At 42.2% G+C, this 17,818-nt stretch carries 15 protein-coding genes and 1 tRNA gene (1 of these 16 cut by a window edge); 13 read left to right on the top strand and 3 right to left on the bottom strand.

Annotated elements, in window-relative coordinates:
* Positions 1–84: 84 nt before the first annotated feature.
* Positions 85–243, bottom strand: a complete 159-nt coding sequence (locus ACUC6J_RS15745) for a hypothetical protein (RefSeq protein WP_013311032.1) — start codon at positions 241–243, stop codon at positions 85–87.
* A gap of 248 nt (positions 244–491) precedes the next feature.
* On the opposite strand from ACUC6J_RS15745, the gene ACUC6J_RS15740 reads away from it, so the two are divergent.
* Positions 492–577 (top strand) — tRNA-Leu (locus tag ACUC6J_RS15740).
* 410 nt (positions 578–987) lie between these two features.
* Here ACUC6J_RS15740 and ACUC6J_RS15735 read toward each other — a convergent pair.
* Positions 988–1,806, bottom strand: a complete 819-nt coding sequence (locus ACUC6J_RS15735) for a MerR family transcriptional regulator (protein ID WP_404302093.1) — start codon at positions 1,804–1,806, stop codon at positions 988–990.
* An 84-nt stretch (positions 1,807–1,890) separates the two neighbouring features.
* Here ACUC6J_RS15735 and ACUC6J_RS15730 point away from each other — a divergent pair, with 84 nt between their 5' ends.
* Genes ACUC6J_RS15730 through ACUC6J_RS15720 form a run of 3 tightly spaced genes read left to right on the top strand, consistent with a single transcriptional unit; the run spans position 1,891 to position 3,106 of the window.
* A complete protein-coding gene (locus ACUC6J_RS15730) occupies positions 1,891–2,328 on the top strand; it encodes a GNAT family N-acetyltransferase (RefSeq protein WP_031461761.1) in 438 nt (145 codons plus the stop codon).
* 51 nt (positions 2,329–2,379) lie between these two features.
* Complete coding sequence (locus tag ACUC6J_RS15725; RefSeq protein WP_017428096.1) at positions 2,380–2,820, top strand: ribonuclease domain-containing protein; 441 nt, start codon at positions 2,380–2,382, stop codon at positions 2,818–2,820.
* Between the two features lie 13 nt (positions 2,821–2,833).
* On the top strand, positions 2,834–3,106 hold the full coding sequence (locus ACUC6J_RS15720; RefSeq protein WP_447250301.1) for a barstar family protein: 273 nt from the start codon (positions 2,834–2,836) through the stop codon (positions 3,104–3,106).
* 222 nt (positions 3,107–3,328) lie between these two features.
* Here the strand turns inward: ACUC6J_RS15720 and ACUC6J_RS15715 are convergent, their stop codons facing one another.
* A complete protein-coding gene (locus ACUC6J_RS15715; protein ID WP_447249083.1) occupies positions 3,329–3,889 on the bottom strand; it encodes a carbohydrate binding domain-containing protein in 561 nt (186 codons plus the stop codon).
* Positions 3,890–4,353: 464 nt separating this feature from the next.
* On the opposite strand from ACUC6J_RS15715, the gene ACUC6J_RS15710 reads away from it, so the two are divergent.
* The 9 genes from ACUC6J_RS15710 to ACUC6J_RS15670 all read left to right on the top strand — a co-directional run.
* The gene (locus ACUC6J_RS15710; protein ID WP_016821488.1) at positions 4,354–4,989 is read left to right on the top strand and encodes an MBL fold metallo-hydrolase; all 636 of its coding nucleotides are present in this window, start codon (positions 4,354–4,356) and stop codon (positions 4,987–4,989) included.
* 328 nt (positions 4,990–5,317) lie between these two features.
* Positions 5,318–5,839 carry an antiterminator LoaP gene (gene loaP / locus ACUC6J_RS15705; protein WP_016821487.1) on the top strand — a complete coding sequence of 174 codons (522 nt, stop codon included), beginning with the start codon at positions 5,318–5,320 and terminating at the stop codon, positions 5,837–5,839.
* A 113-nt stretch (positions 5,840–5,952) separates the two neighbouring features.
* Positions 5,953–6,708 (top strand): 4'-phosphopantetheinyl transferase family protein, encoded by a 756-nt coding sequence (locus ACUC6J_RS15700; RefSeq protein ID WP_228552566.1) that lies wholly within the window; start codon positions 5,953–5,955, stop codon positions 6,706–6,708.
* A 25-nt stretch (positions 6,709–6,733) separates the two neighbouring features.
* Positions 6,734–6,973, top strand: coding sequence for an acyl carrier protein (locus ACUC6J_RS15695; protein ID WP_016821485.1), 240 nt, complete (start codon positions 6,734–6,736; stop codon positions 6,971–6,973).
* Positions 6,951–8,198, top strand: coding sequence for a beta-ketoacyl synthase N-terminal-like domain-containing protein (locus ACUC6J_RS15690; protein ID WP_447249082.1), 1,248 nt, complete (start codon positions 6,951–6,953; stop codon positions 8,196–8,198). The genes ACUC6J_RS15695 and ACUC6J_RS15690 overlap by 23 nt, the downstream gene beginning before the upstream one ends.
* Positions 8,199–8,213: 15 nt before the next feature.
* Entirely contained in the window at positions 8,214–9,476 is a 1,263-nt protein-coding gene (locus ACUC6J_RS15685; protein WP_447249081.1) for a hydroxymethylglutaryl-CoA synthase family protein, read from the top strand.
* The gene (locus ACUC6J_RS15680; protein WP_290409498.1) at positions 9,473–10,234 is read left to right on the top strand and encodes an enoyl-CoA hydratase/isomerase; all 762 of its coding nucleotides are present in this window, start codon (positions 9,473–9,475) and stop codon (positions 10,232–10,234) included. Before ACUC6J_RS15685 ends, ACUC6J_RS15680 begins: the two co-directional genes overlap by 4 nt.
* 46 nt (positions 10,235–10,280) lie before the next feature.
* Positions 10,281–11,030 carry a polyketide synthase gene (locus ACUC6J_RS15675; RefSeq protein ID WP_016821481.1) on the top strand — a complete coding sequence of 250 codons (750 nt, stop codon included), beginning with the start codon at positions 10,281–10,283 and terminating at the stop codon, positions 11,028–11,030.
* Between the two features lie 228 nt (positions 11,031–11,258).
* Positions 11,259–17,818, top strand: the 5' portion of a protein-coding gene (locus ACUC6J_RS15670; RefSeq protein ID WP_447249080.1) for an amino acid adenylation domain-containing protein. 4,570 nt of this gene lie beyond the right edge of the window; only the first 6,560 of its 11,130 coding nucleotides appear in the window; its start codon is at positions 11,259–11,261; the stop codon falls past the right edge of the window.

The following is a 17,818-nucleotide window of genomic DNA, read 5'->3' as shown; positions in this document are numbered from 1 at the left end:
CTTTACATAAACGCTTATGCTCCATATTAAACGCTTATAAAATAAACCGGGAAGGATAAATCCCGCCCGGTACTTTCCAAACAACTAGCGATGCTCAATCAAATCAATCGCTCCCAGAACAACATGAGCCAGTCCGAAACCGAGAATGCCTGTAGCTGCAAGTTTGTACTTACTGCTCAGCAACACAGCGCCTGAAGCCGATACTACCGTCCCAAGAACAGCTGGAATCATACCTTCACGCATTCGTAACACCCCTTCTGGTGGTTTGGAAAGACGTTTATTAGTGTAGTTCAAATGTGCACAAGTTATACAAAAAGAGAAAATTTATATTTTTTTTTAAAACCCCTTTACATTTTGATGAAATTATCGTATTATAAGTTGGTGCCCAGATGAACGACATTTACATAACGAGAACACTTCTTAGTAAGTAAGCTTCTCAGATACTTGTAAGATAAGAACAAGTAAGTGTAAAATAGCGTTCCTAAATGCTTGCCGGGGTGGCGGAATTGGCAGACGCACAGGACTTAAAATCCTGCGGTAGGTGACTACCGTACCGGTTCGATCCCGGTCCTCGGCATCCTAGTTTATTGCATGAAGCCCTTGATAATCAGGGGCTTTTTGCTTTTTTTAGGGATTGAGATTTAAAACCCATATCATAAGGGGCGAGTGCCATTTTCACTTTTGGGGACGGATTGGGGACGAATTTTTGGATTTACGCATAGCTTTGACATGAGTGGATACTTCCTCTATATGCATATCTGCATATCTGGATATCTGCATACCTCATAGGCTTCATTTTTTATGGAAAGGTAAAGTCTCCAGACTGAGTCGCTCTTGATTAACGCATCAATAACTTTGGTTGCTTCTTCCTCAAAATAGTTTTTCTGTTCTCTTTACGCCTTTCTTATCCTCGTTACTAATATCCGCTAGGGGATTGTTTTTCGTAGCCTGATGAAGGAGAGATTGAGGTAAAGTAGGAGCCTACCCTTATTCTAATATGACTTCCATCATAATTTTGGTAATATAATCTTTTTCCCGGTATTTTACCACGGCATCATATATATATTCTTCATAAACATAATCTCCTAAAGATAAGTTTAGTCGATCCATTTCCGAAAAAAGTCGATCATAGGTTTCATGAATGCTCTTTTCTTCACCAATATGGTAGCCCGTTAGAAAATATCCTTTCTTAGTTTTCAAATAAGGATAGTCCTCCCGAGGATTAGGTTGCTTTATGTACAGATAACTGTAGTTCGTATAGTCACCCTTCAATACTTGCTCTTTTTTTGTAATACCCCCAATAGGATATCCTGTATCGAGAAATGATACATATAATTCGTCAACAAATTCTGAAACCACTCTCACAAAATCTTCTTCCGAAATATTTTTTATATTTTTACTAAGATAAAGTGTTGCTTCTGTGTGTTGTTCAAGAGAAATCTGGTGAAAATCTAACCGTGATGCCTCTTCCATGAGTTCTATTTTTGCGTCGATGATTCTTTCCGTCATTTCAATTTCTTTTCTTTTTTTAACAATGTTCTCTTTCTGTTGGTGCATTAAAGATAAAAAGCTGGCAGGTGATTTGTGTTTCATATACTGCTGGATTTCTTTGAGTGACATTCCAAGATCTTTTAACAATTCAATAACGTTGAACCATTCTAATTGACGAATAGAATAAAAACGATATCCTTTATCGTTTTTGTAAATCGGAGAAAAAAGGCCAATTTGATCGTAATAGAGTAATGTCTGCTTATTAACTTTACATAGATCGGAAAATTCCCTCGGAGTAAAGTATTTTTCATTCATTTTTGAGTGCCTCCCTTGACTATATAGTTACTATATACCATATGATCGTTTTGTAGACAAACTAAATGGAAAGGTTTTGTTATTATGTTTAGCGAAATTCGGGTTGTAACGAGCTCGAATGAAAAAGAAGTACTTTCCTTAAGCATAGCTAAGGATCAGCGACAGTTTGTAGAATCCATCTCACAATGTTTACAAGAGGCTAGGGAGGATACTCGTTTTGTACCAGTAGGTCTGTATAAAAATGGTATACCAGTGGGTTTTGCTATGTACGGTAAATTTGAAGACGAAGTCTGGTTCGATCGGTTTCTAATAGATGAGCGATTTCAGGGAATGGGCTTGGGCAAATATTTTATGGAAAAGCTTATTTCATTTTTAGAAAATGAGTACCCTGGCCACCATATTTATTTAAGTGTTTATGAAAATAATATCCATGCAATTCAATTATATAAACAATTTGGATTTACTTTCACAGGTGACTTTTATACACCAAAAGAAAAAATAATGAATAAAAGAAATCAATGAGATTGATAAGTTTGAACATAGGATGCAACTGTCAAAAGGAGATTAAATGTAATGAATGTTAAAAAATATTTAGGTGTCTTGCTTTTTATTTTAGTGACCATCCTGTTTACAGGCTGTTCGCTCCAAACGGTCTCATTAAAGGACTCAACACACAGCAGTTCTGTTTTAACGCAATTTGATGAAGTCGCTAAATATATTTCGGAGCATAATGATCTTCCCGGGAATTATATAACCAAGAAAGAGGCCAGGAAATTAGGCTGGGAGCCTAGTGAAGGAAATTTGGAAAAAGTAGCCCCAGGCAAAAGCATAGGCGGTGATGTATTTCGAAATCGAGAAGGCTTGTTGCCCGAGAAAAAAGGGAGAATTTGGTACGAAGCAGACATTAATTACTCAGGCGGAACTAGGGGGAGCGATCGAATTCTCTACTCCAATGATGGCTTAATCTATAAAACAACTGATCATTACCGTACGTTTGAGCAACTAAAAGAATGAAGGGGGCTTTATGGTGGTTGTAATTATAAATGGAAATAACATTCATGGAAAAGAAGAATTACATGATACACTTCAAGCCCAGCTTGGATTAGACCAAACTTACGGTCGAAATTTGGATGCATTATGGGATTGCTTAACTGGCTCCATCCCGATGCCACTTACAATTCAATGGCTTGATTTTCACGCAAGCAGGAAATCCCTTGGAGAATACGCCGATTGTTTGTTGGATTTAATGCGTGAAGCCGAAGAAGAGGTGGAGAATTTTACTTTTGACGTGAAAGTATAATTATCTTTTTAAGATTTTCACTTTTAGTTAGGAGAACAAAGACGAATTGGGGACAGACTCTGGTATTTTATATAGATTACAGTATTCGCAGGTACACAGGACCAACGAAGCGCCTCACCGTTAATATGCGGAAGAGGCGCTTTAATTTTGGAAAAATTACATGCTATAAAATTCAGTTTAGTTTTGTGTTTTGTAATGATAATTCTGCTGCCAAATGATTCATTATCTTAATCTGGATATAGATACATCATCCAAAAGAATGGTTGCAAAAGCATCCTGTGCTGTAACGCGAAACACTAAATCTCTGGAGACTGTCCCCGAATTCCCTGAGATTGAGAAGGTACGGGAGACTCTCTCATATTGTGATGAAGGTAGCGAGTTAAGCTGGATCGTGTAGGTTTGCTCTCCTAAACTAATTTGAAGCCGACCACCGAAAGGACTGATCAAATTACGTACCCAGAAGGTCACACGGTATCTTCTTCCTCTTCTCAGATCGGAAATCGTTTGTCTAAGCGAGACGCTGTGCCCCGGGTTAGCTGAGATTCTGACGGCTTGATTGCCACTGTGCGGGTTGGTTCTGGTAATAAAGATTTGACCTGTCACGTTGCTGACGTTTGCAATCCAAGGTGTCAAATCCTGATCTTCAAAGCCGCCGTTTCTAACAACAGCCTGAGTAGGCAATATTCTTTTCTTCTTCATTGCGTGAGGTTGAGGTTGTATAGGGGATCTATTCATCCCTCTACGGACAGTAGCTGTACTTTTTCCAGTTTTTTTAGGTTTCATCTCAGCCAACTCTCTTTCAGTAAAAAATGTATTTTGTATTAGTAGTTTATGAAAGTGTGAATAATAGTGTTCATATTAAGAGAAACCAAAAATACCGCCGTATGGCGGTATTTTTTTGGTTATGTAATTACAGCGAAGAAAGAGTTTTACGACTTTATAGAGCAAAATCTTGTAACAGAGGGCCGAAGCCTTTCTATTGCATAAGTTGGTATAATCATTGGTACAGCAACTTTTGACAGAAAGACATCGGAGACGAGAATTATCCCGAAAAGCGCAGAAATGCTTGTTATTCAGGAACTCTTAGCAAAGACTACAACATAGCAAACGCATAGTGATGTAGATCAATTCAGCCGCATTTGAACTGTGAATTTGACGCACAAATTTGGATTTGGCCATGGGAAGGTGGGTTCAGTGAAGCTGATATGAGTCTGACATACCATATGGAACAGTTAAGAGTCTGTTTTATGAATTTTATTAACTATGTATATATTGTAATGGATAAGAAAACAGGAGACATTGCTATTGTCGATCCGTCATGGGATTTATCGAAAATAGAGTTATATCTTCGACAGTTGAATGGTAATCTCAGAGCCATACTATTAACCCATTCACATTTAGATCATGTTAATTTGGTAAATCCGCTCCTGGAAAAGTATAGACCGCACGTATTCATGTCAATACAAGAAATCGATTATTACCATTTTAGATGTGAAAATTTACATCCCGTTAAAGATGGGGATATTATCAAACTTGGAGAAACAGAAATTAGAAGTCTTTTGACCCCAGGACATACCGTGGGAAGTGTATGCTATCTTTTATCCAATCACTTGTTTACGGGGGATACCATTTTCATTGAAGGTTGTGGCTTTTGTGATCCGAATGGAGGAGATCCGAAAGACTTATATCATAGCGTTCAAAAAATAAAGCGAGAGGTTGATAGCTCCATTCAAATTTATCCTGCTCATTCATATGGTAAAGCACCTGGGTTCCCACTCAGTCACCTTATGGATGAAAATATTTATTTTCAATTTACGAGCATGAAGCCGTTTATTAATTTCAGAATGCGCCCCAACCAAAAAGGTTTATTCAATTTTAAATGAGTTGGTAAAAAGGGGGCAGTTCTAAAGGGTGATGGGGCCTCTACCCCCTTAAATATAGACCGGGTTGTTGCCAAAATGGCAATTGACACTGTTTGAGCAGAGGATTATAATGGAAATATACTATTCCAATTATATGATTATATGAAAAATAAAGGAACTTGTTTGCGGTTAATCGCTGGCGGGTCACGTTAACCACTGATGAGGGACATATCGTGAGAGATTGTAGCTTATCAAGCAGGATAAGTGAAAGGGCGAAGCTATGCATACACTGGCAGCAGACATTATAGGGGTTGATTTTGGCAGTATGTTTTGTTAGGAGATGAGCGGAGTGAATTGGTACGTGCTTTTTGTGCGAACGGGTAGGGAAGAAAGGGTTAAACAACTTTTTAATAAGTGGTTTGATTCTGAAGTTTACAAACCATTTATACCGCTCCAGGAGAGGCTTTTTAAAGTAGCAGGAACAGTCAAGAAAGAATTAGCGCCTTTGTTCCCCAGTTATGTGTTTATTGAGTCCAACTTACCTGACTTGCAGTTCGTAACAAGTACAAATTCAATGATTTATACTTCCAGCGATATCATTCGTTTATTGAGATATTCGAAGTTAGAAGCTTCTATGCGAGATTGCGAGAGACAAGTTTTAGAGAGTTTATGCAATGATAGATATTGTATAGAATGCTCAACTGGAATTATTGAAGGAGACAATATACGTATCATAGAAGGGCCGCTTAAAGGAAGAAGCAGCATAGTTAAGAAGATAGACAGACATAAAAGACAGGCGGTTATTCAGCTAGAATTTATGGGTGATATCAGACTAGTGAACGTAGCTTTAGAAATTATTAGTAAAGTTTAAATAGAATAATCGTGGGGATATCTTCTCCATTTGGAAGCTTTCAGAGCCCTTAAGGCATTTGAAGGTTTTTTTGGTTTGTGCTTGCCTATTCATAGGGGGATATGCATGTGACCATGTATACGGAACAGCTCATGTTGAAGCGGGAAGATATCGTGATGAAGGCGGCTGTTAGTTTTGTACATGCAGTTTGCCGTGACGATGCTGCTCTCGATCCGGAGATTTTTCATTCAGATGAGTGTAGCTACTTTGAGAGCCTGCTATTCCAGCGCCGAAAATCCAACTTTCTGCTTGGCAGGCTAAGTGCAAAACAAGCAGCATCCGTGCTGTTAAGGGAGCAGAACCTACGCAACATAAGCGTGGAGACAGGTGTTTTCGGCCAGCCCTTGCTTCGAACTACCGGAGTCCCTGGTTACCAAGTGAGCATTGCCCACTGTGATGATATCGGGACCGCTGTTGTTTTTCCAGAAGCGCATCCTATGGGGATTGATATTGAGAGGATAAGTCCTAACCGAAATAAGACCATGGAAAGCCAATTGACGACGGAAGAAAGGGAAAGAATCGCAGCCGTGCGAGGAGTAGAGGAATACTCTGTTTTATTGACGGTTTCTTGGACGGTAAAGGAGGCGATTTCGAAAATATTGCGCACAGGCTTTACCGCATCATTGCAAGTGCTTGAAATTAACGAGATCAGATTTAATAGTGGATGCTTTCGGAGTACATTTTCGCATTTTCCGCAATATGCCGCCCAGTCGTATCGGTTGGGTAACTACATCTTTACTATTGCAGCGCCAAGGAAGACGGAATGGAGTATCAATATGTCTCAATTGTATGAGCAATTTAATCCGATTTTCCATCCAAGCTGTTTGTAAATAACCCAATTTTAGGAGGATATACATGCGTAAAGAAGAAGTATTCGAAATCGTTAAAGGTTGTATTTGTGAAGTTCTACCGGAATTAAACGATCACCAGTTTCAGTATGACGATCGCTTGGTAGATTTGGGTGCGGATTCGGTAGATCGAGCCGATATTGTAATGAAGTCTATGGAAGCATTATCTCTTAATATTCCGCGCGTTGAGTTATCTGGCGTTAAAAATGTAGGAGAGTTGGCAGATGCGCTCTATGCCAAATTATAAAGAGCCTGAGTTAGTTATTACGGGAGTTGGTGTTACTTCGTCGATTGGGCAAGGGAAGACTGCCTTTGCTTCGGCGCTGTTCAAAGGGCAACATGCATTTGGAGTTATGCAACGTCCAGGCAGAAAGGGAGAAGCTTCATTTATAGGTGCGGAGCTGCCATCTCTGTCTTATCCGGAGACCATTTCCAAACGAATGTTACGAACCGCATCATTTTCAGGACAGGTGGCAATGGTTACCCTTCAAGAGGCCTGGGATGATGCTCAATTGGATGACGTCGACCCTAGCCGCATAGGATTGGTGATTGGAGGCTCCAATTTTCAGCAACGGGAATTATTTCAAACCTATGAGGCTTATCGGGAAAAAATGCACTTTGTATCTCCGACCTATGGGCTGTCCTTTATGGATACTGATTTGTGCGGATTATGCACTGAGCAATTCGGTATTCAAGGGATAGCATATACTGTCGGCGGGGCTTCCGCGAGCGGACAAGTCGCCATCATTCAAGCGATTGAGGCAATTCAAGCAAATCGGGTTGATGTGTGCATTGCGATGGGGGCGTTGATGGATATTTCGTATTTGGAATGCCAGGCATTGCGATCCTTGGGAGCCATGGGAAGCGACCGATATGCCGACCAGCCAGCAATGGCGTGTCGCCCCTTTGATAAGATGCACGATGGATTTATATACGGGGAATCTTGCGGAGTTATCGTCATAGAGCGGTCGGATTTTGCAATGAAGCGGCAGGGGAAACCTTATGCAAAGCTTGCAGGCTGGGATATGGGGATGGATCGGAACCGGAACCCCAATCCTTCTTATGAAGGCGAGGTTCGAGTGATTAAAAGGGCCTTGGAGAAAGCGAAACTGTCGCCGGAAAAAATTGATTATATTAATCCCCATGGGACAGGCTCTGTAATTGGGGACGAGATCGAAATAAAGGCAATACAGGATTGCCAATTATCACATGCTTACATCAATGCAACCAAATCCATTATCGGGCATGGTCTGAGCGCAGCCGGGACGGTTGAAATTATTGCTACTCTTCTACAAATGAAAGAGTCGAAACTTCATCCTACCCGCAATTTGGAGGAGCCGATCAAAGTGGATTGCAACTGGGTGAAAAATGAGTCCATCCCAGCGGTTATTCACAATACTATGAATTTGAGCATGGGATTTGGCGGGATCAATACGGCCATCTGTATGCAAAAGTATGAGTCGGGCATTTAAGAAAGGGGGAGCATTATGGTATTAGTAGGAATAGAAGCAATGAATGTTTTTGGGGGCTCAGCCTATCTAGATGTCATGCAATTAGCGCAGCACAGACAGTTGGACCTTGCGAGATTTGAAAATTTATTAATGAAAGAAAAGGCTGTTGCCCTGCCCTATGAAGATCCGGTTACCTTTGGAGTCAATGCGGCAAAACCGCTGGTGGACGCCCTCTCTGAAGCGGAAAAAAACCGCATCGAAATGCTCATCACCTGTACAGAATCAGGAATTGATTTTGGAAAATCAATCAGTACATATATTCACCACTATTTGGGACTGAATCGGAATTGCAGGCTATTTGAACTCAAGCAAGCCTGCTATTCGGGTACTGCCGGACTCCAAATGGCGGTGAATTTTATTTTATCCCAAGTCTCGCCAGGGGCCAAAGCGCTTGTTATTGCCAGTGATATCTCACGATTTATTGCCGCTGAAGGCGGGGATGTTTTGAGTGAGGATTGGTCTTACGCTGAACCAAGCGGAGGGGCAGGGGCTGTGGCCATGCTCATTAGTGAAAATCCTCATATATTCCAAGTCGATGCGGGCGCTAATGGATATTATGGCTATGAGGTGATGGATACTTGCCGGCCAATACCAGATAGCGAGGCCGGAGATGCGGACTTGTCTTTAATGTCCTATCTGGACTGCTGCGAGCAAGCATTTTTGGAATACCAGAAACGGGTACAAGGAGTGGACTATAAAGATACCTTCCAGTATCTTTCCTTCCATACTCCATTCGGTGGAATGGTAAAAGGAGCGCATCGCACGATGATGCGAAGGATTACTCAGGCCAAGCCCAATGAGATTGAGGCGGATTATGTACAACGTGTCAAGCCAGGATTGGAGTATTGCCAACGAGTCGGCAATATTATGGGTGCGACCTTGTACCTGTCCTTGGCAGGCACGATTGATAAGGGCACATTTGATTCTCCGAAGCGGATTGGTTGCTTTTCCTATGGATCAGGCTGCTGCTCGGAATTTTATAGCGGGGTAGTGATGCCGCAAAGCCAGGAATATCTGCGTCGTTTTGAGATCGAGCGTAATTTGAATGATCGGTATCAATTATCCATGGATGAATATGAATCCCTGCTGAAAGGCAGTGGCGCTGTACGTTTTGGAACCCGCAACACCAAACTTGATTTTCAATTGGTTCCTGGAGTGATCGATTCCGGGAAAGGGAGACAGCGATTATATCTGGAGGAAATCTATGAATTCCACCGCAAATATCGGTGGGAATCATGAATTATCAAACAATTCAGGTTCGGTTTCAAGAATCGATTTGTTACTTACGGTTTTACCGACCAGAGGCAAATAACACGATTAATAACACCCTCATTGAGGAATGCATGCATGTGCTTGCACTGTGTGAGGAGTCGGTTACGATCGTTGTTTTGGAAGGCCTGCCGGAGGTGTTCTGTCTTGGAGCGGATTTTCAAGGAATGTACGAAAAAATGGCAAATGAACATGGGCATGCACAGAATCCAGAACCTCTATATGATCTGTGGTTAAAACTGGCGACAGGGCCCTATATCACGATTTCTCATGTGCGAGGAAAGGCAAACGCTGGCGGCATTGGATTTATTGCTGCCAGCGACATTGTGATAGCAGATCAGACAGCACAGTTCAGTCTGTCGGAATTGTTATTTGGGCTTTTCCCTGCTTGTGTTCTGCCCTTTTTAGTACGCAGAATTGGATTCCAAAAAGCGAATTATTTGACATTAATGACACAGCCGATTATGGTTGAGCAGGCTCTTACATGGGGATTAGTCGATGCATATGATGCCCAGAGTGATACGGTGCTGCGCAAGCATTTATTACGCCTCAGACGATTGTCCAAAACGGGTATTTTACGCTACAAACGCTTTATGGACGAACTCAGCGATTTGCGTCAGTATAAATCACTGGCGCTGGCGTCCAATCAAGAGGTGTTTTCAGACGCTCAAAATCTGAAGGGCATTTTCCGATATGTCGAAACAGGTCAATTTCCGTGGATGGACTGATGGGCGTTTGCCACAAGACGGGATGCTGAGGGGGAAGTAGATCATCATGTCACAATCTGTGGTTGAGTTACTTGAGATCGAGCGAGGGATTATTCAAGTAACAATGCAAGATAGAGTTCATAAAAATACATTTACACTTGAAATGACTCATGGACTTAGAGAAGCGTTCCGTACGATCCAGGATGACTCGACCTGCAAAGTCGTAATTATAACAGGGTATGACAACTACTTTGCCACGGGTGGGACGCAAGAAGGACTATTGGCTATACATGAAGGAACATCAAAGTTTACTGATGAAAATATTTACTCTCTAGCATTGAACTGCAAAGTTCCAGTGATAGCTGCTATGCAGGGCCATGCGGTTGGTGGGGGCTTTGTCATGGGGCTATTTTCTGATTTCGTAATCCTGAGTAAGGAAAGTATGTACACGACTAATTTTATGAGATACGGATTTACACCAGGAATGGGTGCGACGTTCATTCTTCCCCAAAAACTCGGGTTCAGCCTGGGAGAAGAATTATTGTTAAATGGGGGGAATTACCGAGGCGCAGAACTGGAGAAGCGGGGAGTGCCATTTCCAGTTTTGCCTCGCAAAGAAGTGATGAGCTATGGATTGGATCTTGCTAGACAGCTGGCCGAGAAACCCAGATTTTCATTAATCACATTAAAGGATCATCTGGTAGCTCCACTCCGCGCTCAGCTTCCCAAAATCGTAGAACAAGAGCTGATTATGCATGAGAAGACCTTTCACCAAGCCGAGGTTAAAGAACGAATCATCAACCTGTTTGGAAAATAATAATTTTTTCACATCCTTATTTATATTTGTTGGACGCTTTTACGGTTTTTCATGGGAATCTGGAAACGAGTGTGAAAGGGGCGCATAGCCTTTCTCATCACTCGTTTTTTCTTTGCTACTTTCGTTAGGCAACGCTTCAAGCGTGAAACAGTAGCTCAAAATAGACATCGTGATAAGCATTTGGCTCATGTTGTATTTAAATTTTGTGTTTGAGGAGTTGGTGGATGAATGACACGTAAACATGATCAAAGATCAGACTTTAATATCCCGATCCTTTCTTTTATGGAAACTTGCCGGCAATTTCCTGAAACAGAGTTGTTTACTTTTGAGAATGAAGGAGAGCATCCTCACGTGCTTACGGGGACCACGCTTTTGCTGCAAGTGCAAACTTTGGGCAACATTCTAATGAAAGAACTGGCTGCGCAGGAAAGAGCGCTCCTTGTATTTCCTCAGGGTCTGGGATATATCAGCAGCATGCTGGCATGTTTTTATGCAAACATCGTAGCCATCCCTACACCCATTACAGCAGCAGAGCCAGATGAAAAAATACTTGAGAAAATAAAGCCTATTCAAACGGATTCCGGGGCTGTATGTATCATAACAAATACTGCCTTCAAAGCTTTTCTCCAAACACAACCGGAGTATAGAACGTTTCGTATCCTAAATATTGATGAGATTCTTCAAGAGAGCGCCGCCCACGTAGATATAAAGATGAGAATGCCAGCACCTGAAGATATGGCCCTTTTGCTGTACACATCAGGCTCTACATCTCTGCCTAAAGGCGTAATTCTCAGCCATAGATGTTTAATGAATCAGGTTAAGGCTGAGCAATGGAGAATTGACCAAAATAGCCGTATCGTTTCCTGGATGCCGCAATTCCATGCTTTTGGACTGCAAAACAATATTTTGGTACCGCTATTGAATGGCGCCTCAAGCATTATTCTCCCACCAGAAAGCTTTGCTAAAAATCCGGAGCACTGGATTCAGATGATTGACAAGTATCAAGCTACCCATACGGCTGCGCCAAACTTTGCATTCGATTACTGCTGCTCCACCTTGGACGTAGCTTCACTACAGGAATATTCTTTGCACCATCTTCAAGCTATTATATGTGCAGGTGAGCCCATTCGGAAGGAAAGTTACGAAAATTTTGTCCATCATTTCCGGGCATTGGGGCTTAAAGAAGATATATTTTGTCCTCTTCTTGGCTTATCTGAGCTGTGTCCTGTTACCAGTGTAAAACCGGGCCAGTCGATGAGATTTCTTAATTTGGATATTCCTAGCTTGGAGCAAAGAAGAGTCCAATACACAGATGAGAAGAACCCATCGAAGTCCGTTGTCAGTTGCGGGGAGATCGAAGCTCCGACAGAAATACGGATTGTTCATCCTGAAAGTCATATGCTATGCCTGCCAGAGGAAATCGGCGAGATTTGGATTAAATCCGATCGGATGGCAGAGGGTTATTTAAATAGGAAGCAAGAAACGGACAGCACTTTTGAGGCGGTACTTTCCAGTACACAAGAAGGCGGTTTTTTCCGTACAGGTGACCTTGGCTTTATTGCAGACAATCATATTTATGTCATCGGCAGAGAGAAGGAAGTCATTATCGTTCACGGCAAAAATCATCATCCTGTCGATATTGAATGGACCATCCAAAAGAATATGCCGGAGTTGACTTTGCCTATCGCTGTATTTGCCTCTGAAGTCAAAGGCCAGGAAAAGGTAATCGTCGTACAAGAGATTGAAACGTCCCTTCATGAGCAGGAATATAAACGACTGGTCGAAAAGATGTTAAATGCCGTATCTGGGACACATCAACTTGAGATTTATGATATATATTTGCTGCCAAAAGGTAGTATTCCCAAAACGGGGAGCGGGAAAATTCAAAGAAAGGTTTGCCGTAATGCTTACATCAAACAAGAGCTTAGGGCACTTTATCAATATCGGAGTGCACTCTCAACAGCGCATTCGGGTATTGGAGAAACGGATGCTACTGTAGACGCTGTTTCGTTGATACAGCTGAAGATTCAGGAATATATGGTGCAATTTTTGCAACGGGAACTGAATTTGGAGTCCGAGGCAATGGATTTGGATAAAAATATTCACGGTTATGGCATCGATTCCATTCTTATCATGAAGCTCATACGCGGCATTGAAAAATCTTATCCGATCAAGGTTAATGCAAGAGAAATTCTAGAGTACCCAACGATTCAACTACTATCGGCTTATTTAGCCAAAAAGATTGAAAAAGATAAACCGGTTGTAGAGATCAAGACCGAAACAATCCTGCATGGTTTGCAACGGAATCCACTTTCTGAAGTTCAAAAAGGGTTGTGGCTATTACATAAAATGTCTCCTGAAATAAATGCTTACAATGTACCAATATGTCTCCGATTTAATACGAAAGTTGAGATAGAGAACGTTAAACAGGCTTTCCACGCCGTTTTAGAGCAATATCCTATTCTAAAAAGTGTGATTGAAGAGGATAATGGGACACCTTATCAAAAGCTGGAGTCTGCTCAGCCGTTTAATATGCAGATAGAGGATATTTCAAGCTTGAAAGCGGATGAAATCATTCCCTTTATTCGGAGCAAGGCAAAGCAGCCATTCGCGCTGGAACAGGACCCTTTGATGCGTGTTTATCTGATGTCCAGGTCCGAACAAGAACATTTCATACTGGTGGTCATCCATCATATTATTTTTGATGGTAGTTCTTTCATCCTTTTTATTCAAAGCTTTTTAGATGCATATAAGGACTTGGGACAAGGAAAGAGACCAGTCGTTTTACCACCTGCCGCGAGCTATAGCGATTTTGTGGAATGGGAACAAACGATGCTGGCGAGTGCAGAAGGGGAAAAGCATTTTTCCTATTGGAAGCAACAACTGTCGGATGCTTTACCGACTCTAGAGCTTCCATATAACCGCTCAGGTTTTCTGACTCCGAGCATGGAAGGACAAACATACACCAAGCGGCTTCCAGTTGATTGGGTCAATCGGGTAAAATCTTTCGCCCGTACGCAATATATGAGCTTGTCTACCGTCTTGTTAGGTATGTATGTGATCTTGCTTAACCAGTATTCGAAACAGGAAGACATCATCGTTGGAATGCCAGTTATGATACGACCAGAGGAGCGTTTTGACCAATTAATCGGATATTTTGTCAATATGCTTCCAATACGCAGCCAAGTGTCCGAAACAGAGACATTCCTGGATTTTATGAAAAAATTGCAAATCACCGTAGTCAATGGGATGGATCATGCTCCTTATCCTTTTCCGGCTCTGGTTCGAGCATTAAATGTGCCACGTTTGCAGGCGAGCTCGCCTGTTTTTCAGGCAGTTTTTTCTTACCAAAATTTTCTGCAAACTTCAAGCTTGCAGCAGCTTTGTGCGCCGTATAGCGATAGCTTTACCGTTGAGTTGGTAGAGGAAATTCACCAGGAAGGTGAATATGAGCTGGTATTGGAGCTGCTGGAGCAGGAAGAAGAGCTGACATTAAATATCAAATACCGTTCCGGTTTGTTCGATGAATCAACCATCGTACAGATGGCTGAGCGTTACATCGGATTAGCGGAAGCACTTATGAGCAATCCTACGGCTGCCCTGCAGGACTATTCATTACTTTTGCAAGAGGAAAAGAACAGCGTCCTTTATGACTGGAATGCGACCGAAATAAGTTATCCAGATAAATGCTTCCCTGAATTATTCATAAAACAGGCAAGGAAAACGCCTGACGCTATTGCAGTCGTGTATGAAGAACAATCACTTACCTATAGGGAATTAAAAGAAAAGAGCACATTGCTCGCTCTATATTTGCAAAATCAGGGCGTTACCCCTGATACGCTGGTAGGAATTTGCATGGAACGGTCTTTAGAAATGGTCATTGGGCTGTTGGGAATCCTTCTGGCGGGAGGAGCCTATGTGCCGCTTGATCCGGACTATCCAGAGGACAGATTGGAATACATGCTGCAGGACTCCAATACTTCCCTTGTCATTACGCAATCGGAATTGCTGGAAAAAGTATCTCGGCTGGCAGGGAGTCATGTGAACTGCATTGTTCTTGATAACGAATGGGATCTTCTGACAAGTAGTATAAAGGGGAGAAAGACACTCAAACGGGAAGTGCAGCCTAGCCATTTGGCATATGTGATATATACCTCTGGAAGTACAGGGAAACCCAAAGGGGTCATGATCCCGCACAAAGCGTTGACCAACTTTCTTCTTTCCATGGGAGAAAAGCCAGGCATAATAGAGCAGGATAAATTGCTTGCAGTGACAACGTATTGCTTTGACATCGCGGGGCTGGAATTATATCTGCCTTTGATTAAAGGCGCTCAATGCTATGTTTGCAGTTCTGAAAAGGCTAAGGATGCCGAAAGACTCAAGCAGGAGATTCAAAAAATAAAACCGACAATGATGCAGGCAACGCCTGTGACCTGGACCATGCTTTTTCAAGCTGGCTGGAAGAACGAAGAGAACATGAAAATGCTCTGTGGCGGAGAAGCACTTTCGGAAACATTGAAATCTTATTTTGTGCATAACAACGGTGACGCATGGAATATGTTCGGTCCGACTGAGACGACGATTTGGTCTACAATTCAAACGATTACCGCCGACAAGCCGATTTCGATCGGTAAGCCTATTGCCAACACCCAGATTTATATTTTGGATCAGCACCTTCGACCTGTGCCTGTCGGATTTCCGGGTGAGCTTTTCATTTCGGGCAATGGCTTGGCCAGAGGCTATCTGAATCAGCCGGTGCTTACGGATGAAAAGTTTATTGACAACCCATTCAAGCCCGGAACTAAGCTCTATAGAACCGGAGATTTATGCAAGTGGCTTTCTGACGGTTCCATTGAATATTTGGGTCGGATGGATTATCAAGTGAAAATCCGCGGGTTTCGAATTGAGCTAAGTGAAGTTGAAGGTCAGGTCAGAACATATCCGGGAATTGATGAATGTGTCGTGATCGCCAAGGAACAAGGAGGGGATAAGCAGCTTGTCGCCTACTATTTACGCAACAACTCTCAGTTCGGGGAATCCTCACTTGATCCGAAAGAAGTACGAAATTATTTAAAAGCATTCTTGCCTTATTATATGATTCCAGCATTCTTTATCAAACTGGACAAGCTGCCATTGACCCCGAATGGCAAAATAGATCGGAAGGAATTAATGGGTCGTAGGGTCGAGCTGGCGACAGCAACAAGAAAAATCCATTTGCCGCAATCGGATGTTGAACAACAAGTTTTAACAATATGGAAAAAGCTTCTGGATATCGATCATCTAAGTACGGATGATGCTTTTTTCGACGTGGGCGGAAATTCTTTTTCAGCCGCAGAGATGATTAGAAGGATCAAGGACAAGCTGGAATGTGATATTTCGGTGACAGCATTGTTCAAGTATCCAACGGTTAGGGAACTTAGTGCCTATATTACGAAAGTAAAAGGCGAGGCCCCAGCTTCTGCAACAGAACAAACAGATACCGCTAAAAATACCATTTCACAGGGATTAGACTCGGAGGAAGATGAACATAAACCATCCTACCCTGATTATTATGAGGATAGTATCGCAATTATAGGAATTTCGTCCCGTTTCCCGGGTGCGAAAAACCACGTTGAGTTTTGGAGCAATTTGAGGGCAGGGGTGGAAAGTGTCCGGTACTTTTCTGAGGAAGAACTAGCCCAGTTAGGGCTGGAGAGAGAGATTGTCGAGCATCCAAACTATGTGTCCGGACAATGCACGATTGAGGGAAAAGAGTATTTCGACCCTGAGTTTTTTAATTTGTCCCAGAAAAATGCAGAATTTATGGATCCTCAGATGAAATTGCTGCTACAGCATGCATGGAAGGCCGTTGAAGATGCTGGCTATGTTTCCAAAGAGATTCCTGAAACCAGCGTGTATATGTCGGCGAGCAGCAGCTTTTATCAAGCCTTTATTCCTAATTTGGCATCGCAATCACCTAATGTCCTGAGGAATGCGGATGAATATGTAACCTGGATTTTGGCACAAGGCGGGACCATTCCTACTATGATCTCTCATAAATTAGGATTTAAAGGTCCCAGCTTATTTGTGCATTCCAACTGTTCTTCTTCGTTAGTCGGACTGCGTCTAGCTTCGCAAAGCCTGTTGTCTGGTGAAGCAAAATACGCGTTGGTTGGAGCGTCAACAATCTTTCCTTTCAACAGCTTAGGTTATGTATATCAGCCTGGCTTGAACTTTTCTAGTGATGGCCATATTAGAGCTTTTGACGATTCGGCAGACGGAATGATTGGCGGAGAAGGGGTTGGAGTTGTTCTACTGAAAAAAACGCTGGATGCCATTAGAGACGGTGACCATATTTATACGATTTTACGAGGGGTTAGCGTGAACAACGATGGGACTGACAAACTAGGGTTTTATGCTCCAAGTGTTAAGGGTCAGTCTGAAGTTATTCAGAAGACGATCGAATCAACCGGAATTCATCCCGAAACGATCAGTTATATTGAGACACATGGAACCGGAACCAAATTGGGCGATCCGGTTGAATTTGCAGCCTTGAATGATACATTCAGGCAGTACACGGCCAAAAAACAATTTTGTGGTATTGGATCGGTCAAAACCAATATCGGACATTTGGACACTGCAGCAGGTTTGGCGGGGTGTATTAAAGTCGCTTTAAGCTTATACCATAATGAGATTCCTCCTACGCTTAATTATGATACACCCAATACCGATATCCATTTGTCTGAATCGCCTTTTTATGTTGTTAATAAACTGCGGAAATGGGAACAAGCGTCAGTTCCCCATCGAGC

This window comes from Paenibacillus sp. JJ1683, assembly GCF_053006485.1.
The sequence above is the reverse complement of the archived record's forward strand: the minus strand, read 5'-3'. Positions and strand labels throughout refer to the sequence as shown.

Coding starts and splice junctions, on each gene's coding strand:
- ACUC6J_RS15700 (WP_228552566.1), top strand. CDS start 5,953: ATGTATACGGAACAGCTCATGTTGAAGCGGGAAGATATCGTGATGAAG.
- ACUC6J_RS15725 (WP_017428096.1), top strand. CDS start 2,380: ATGAATGTTAAAAAATATTTAGGTGTCTTGCTTTTTATTTTAGTGACC.
- ACUC6J_RS15710 (WP_016821488.1), top strand. CDS start 4,354: ATGAATTTTATTAACTATGTATATATTGTAATGGATAAGAAAACAGGA.
- ACUC6J_RS15715 (WP_447249083.1), bottom strand. CDS start 3,889: ATGAAACCTAAAAAAACTGGAAAAAGTACAGCTACTGTCCGTAGAGGG.
- ACUC6J_RS15690 (WP_447249082.1), top strand. CDS start 6,951: ATGCGCTCTATGCCAAATTATAAAGAGCCTGAGTTAGTTATTACGGGA.
- ACUC6J_RS15695 (WP_016821485.1), top strand. CDS start 6,734: ATGCGTAAAGAAGAAGTATTCGAAATCGTTAAAGGTTGTATTTGTGAA.
- ACUC6J_RS15730 (WP_031461761.1), top strand. CDS start 1,891: ATGTTTAGCGAAATTCGGGTTGTAACGAGCTCGAATGAAAAAGAAGTA.
- ACUC6J_RS15735 (WP_404302093.1), bottom strand. CDS start 1,806: ATGAATGAAAAATACTTTACTCCGAGGGAATTTTCCGATCTATGTAAA.
- ACUC6J_RS15685 (WP_447249081.1), top strand. CDS start 8,214: ATGGTATTAGTAGGAATAGAAGCAATGAATGTTTTTGGGGGCTCAGCC.
- ACUC6J_RS15745 (WP_013311032.1), bottom strand. CDS start 243: ATGCGTGAAGGTATGATTCCAGCTGTTCTTGGGACGGTAGTATCGGCT.
- ACUC6J_RS15680 (WP_290409498.1), top strand. CDS start 9,473: ATGAATTATCAAACAATTCAGGTTCGGTTTCAAGAATCGATTTGTTAC.
- ACUC6J_RS15675 (WP_016821481.1), top strand. CDS start 10,281: ATGTCACAATCTGTGGTTGAGTTACTTGAGATCGAGCGAGGGATTATT.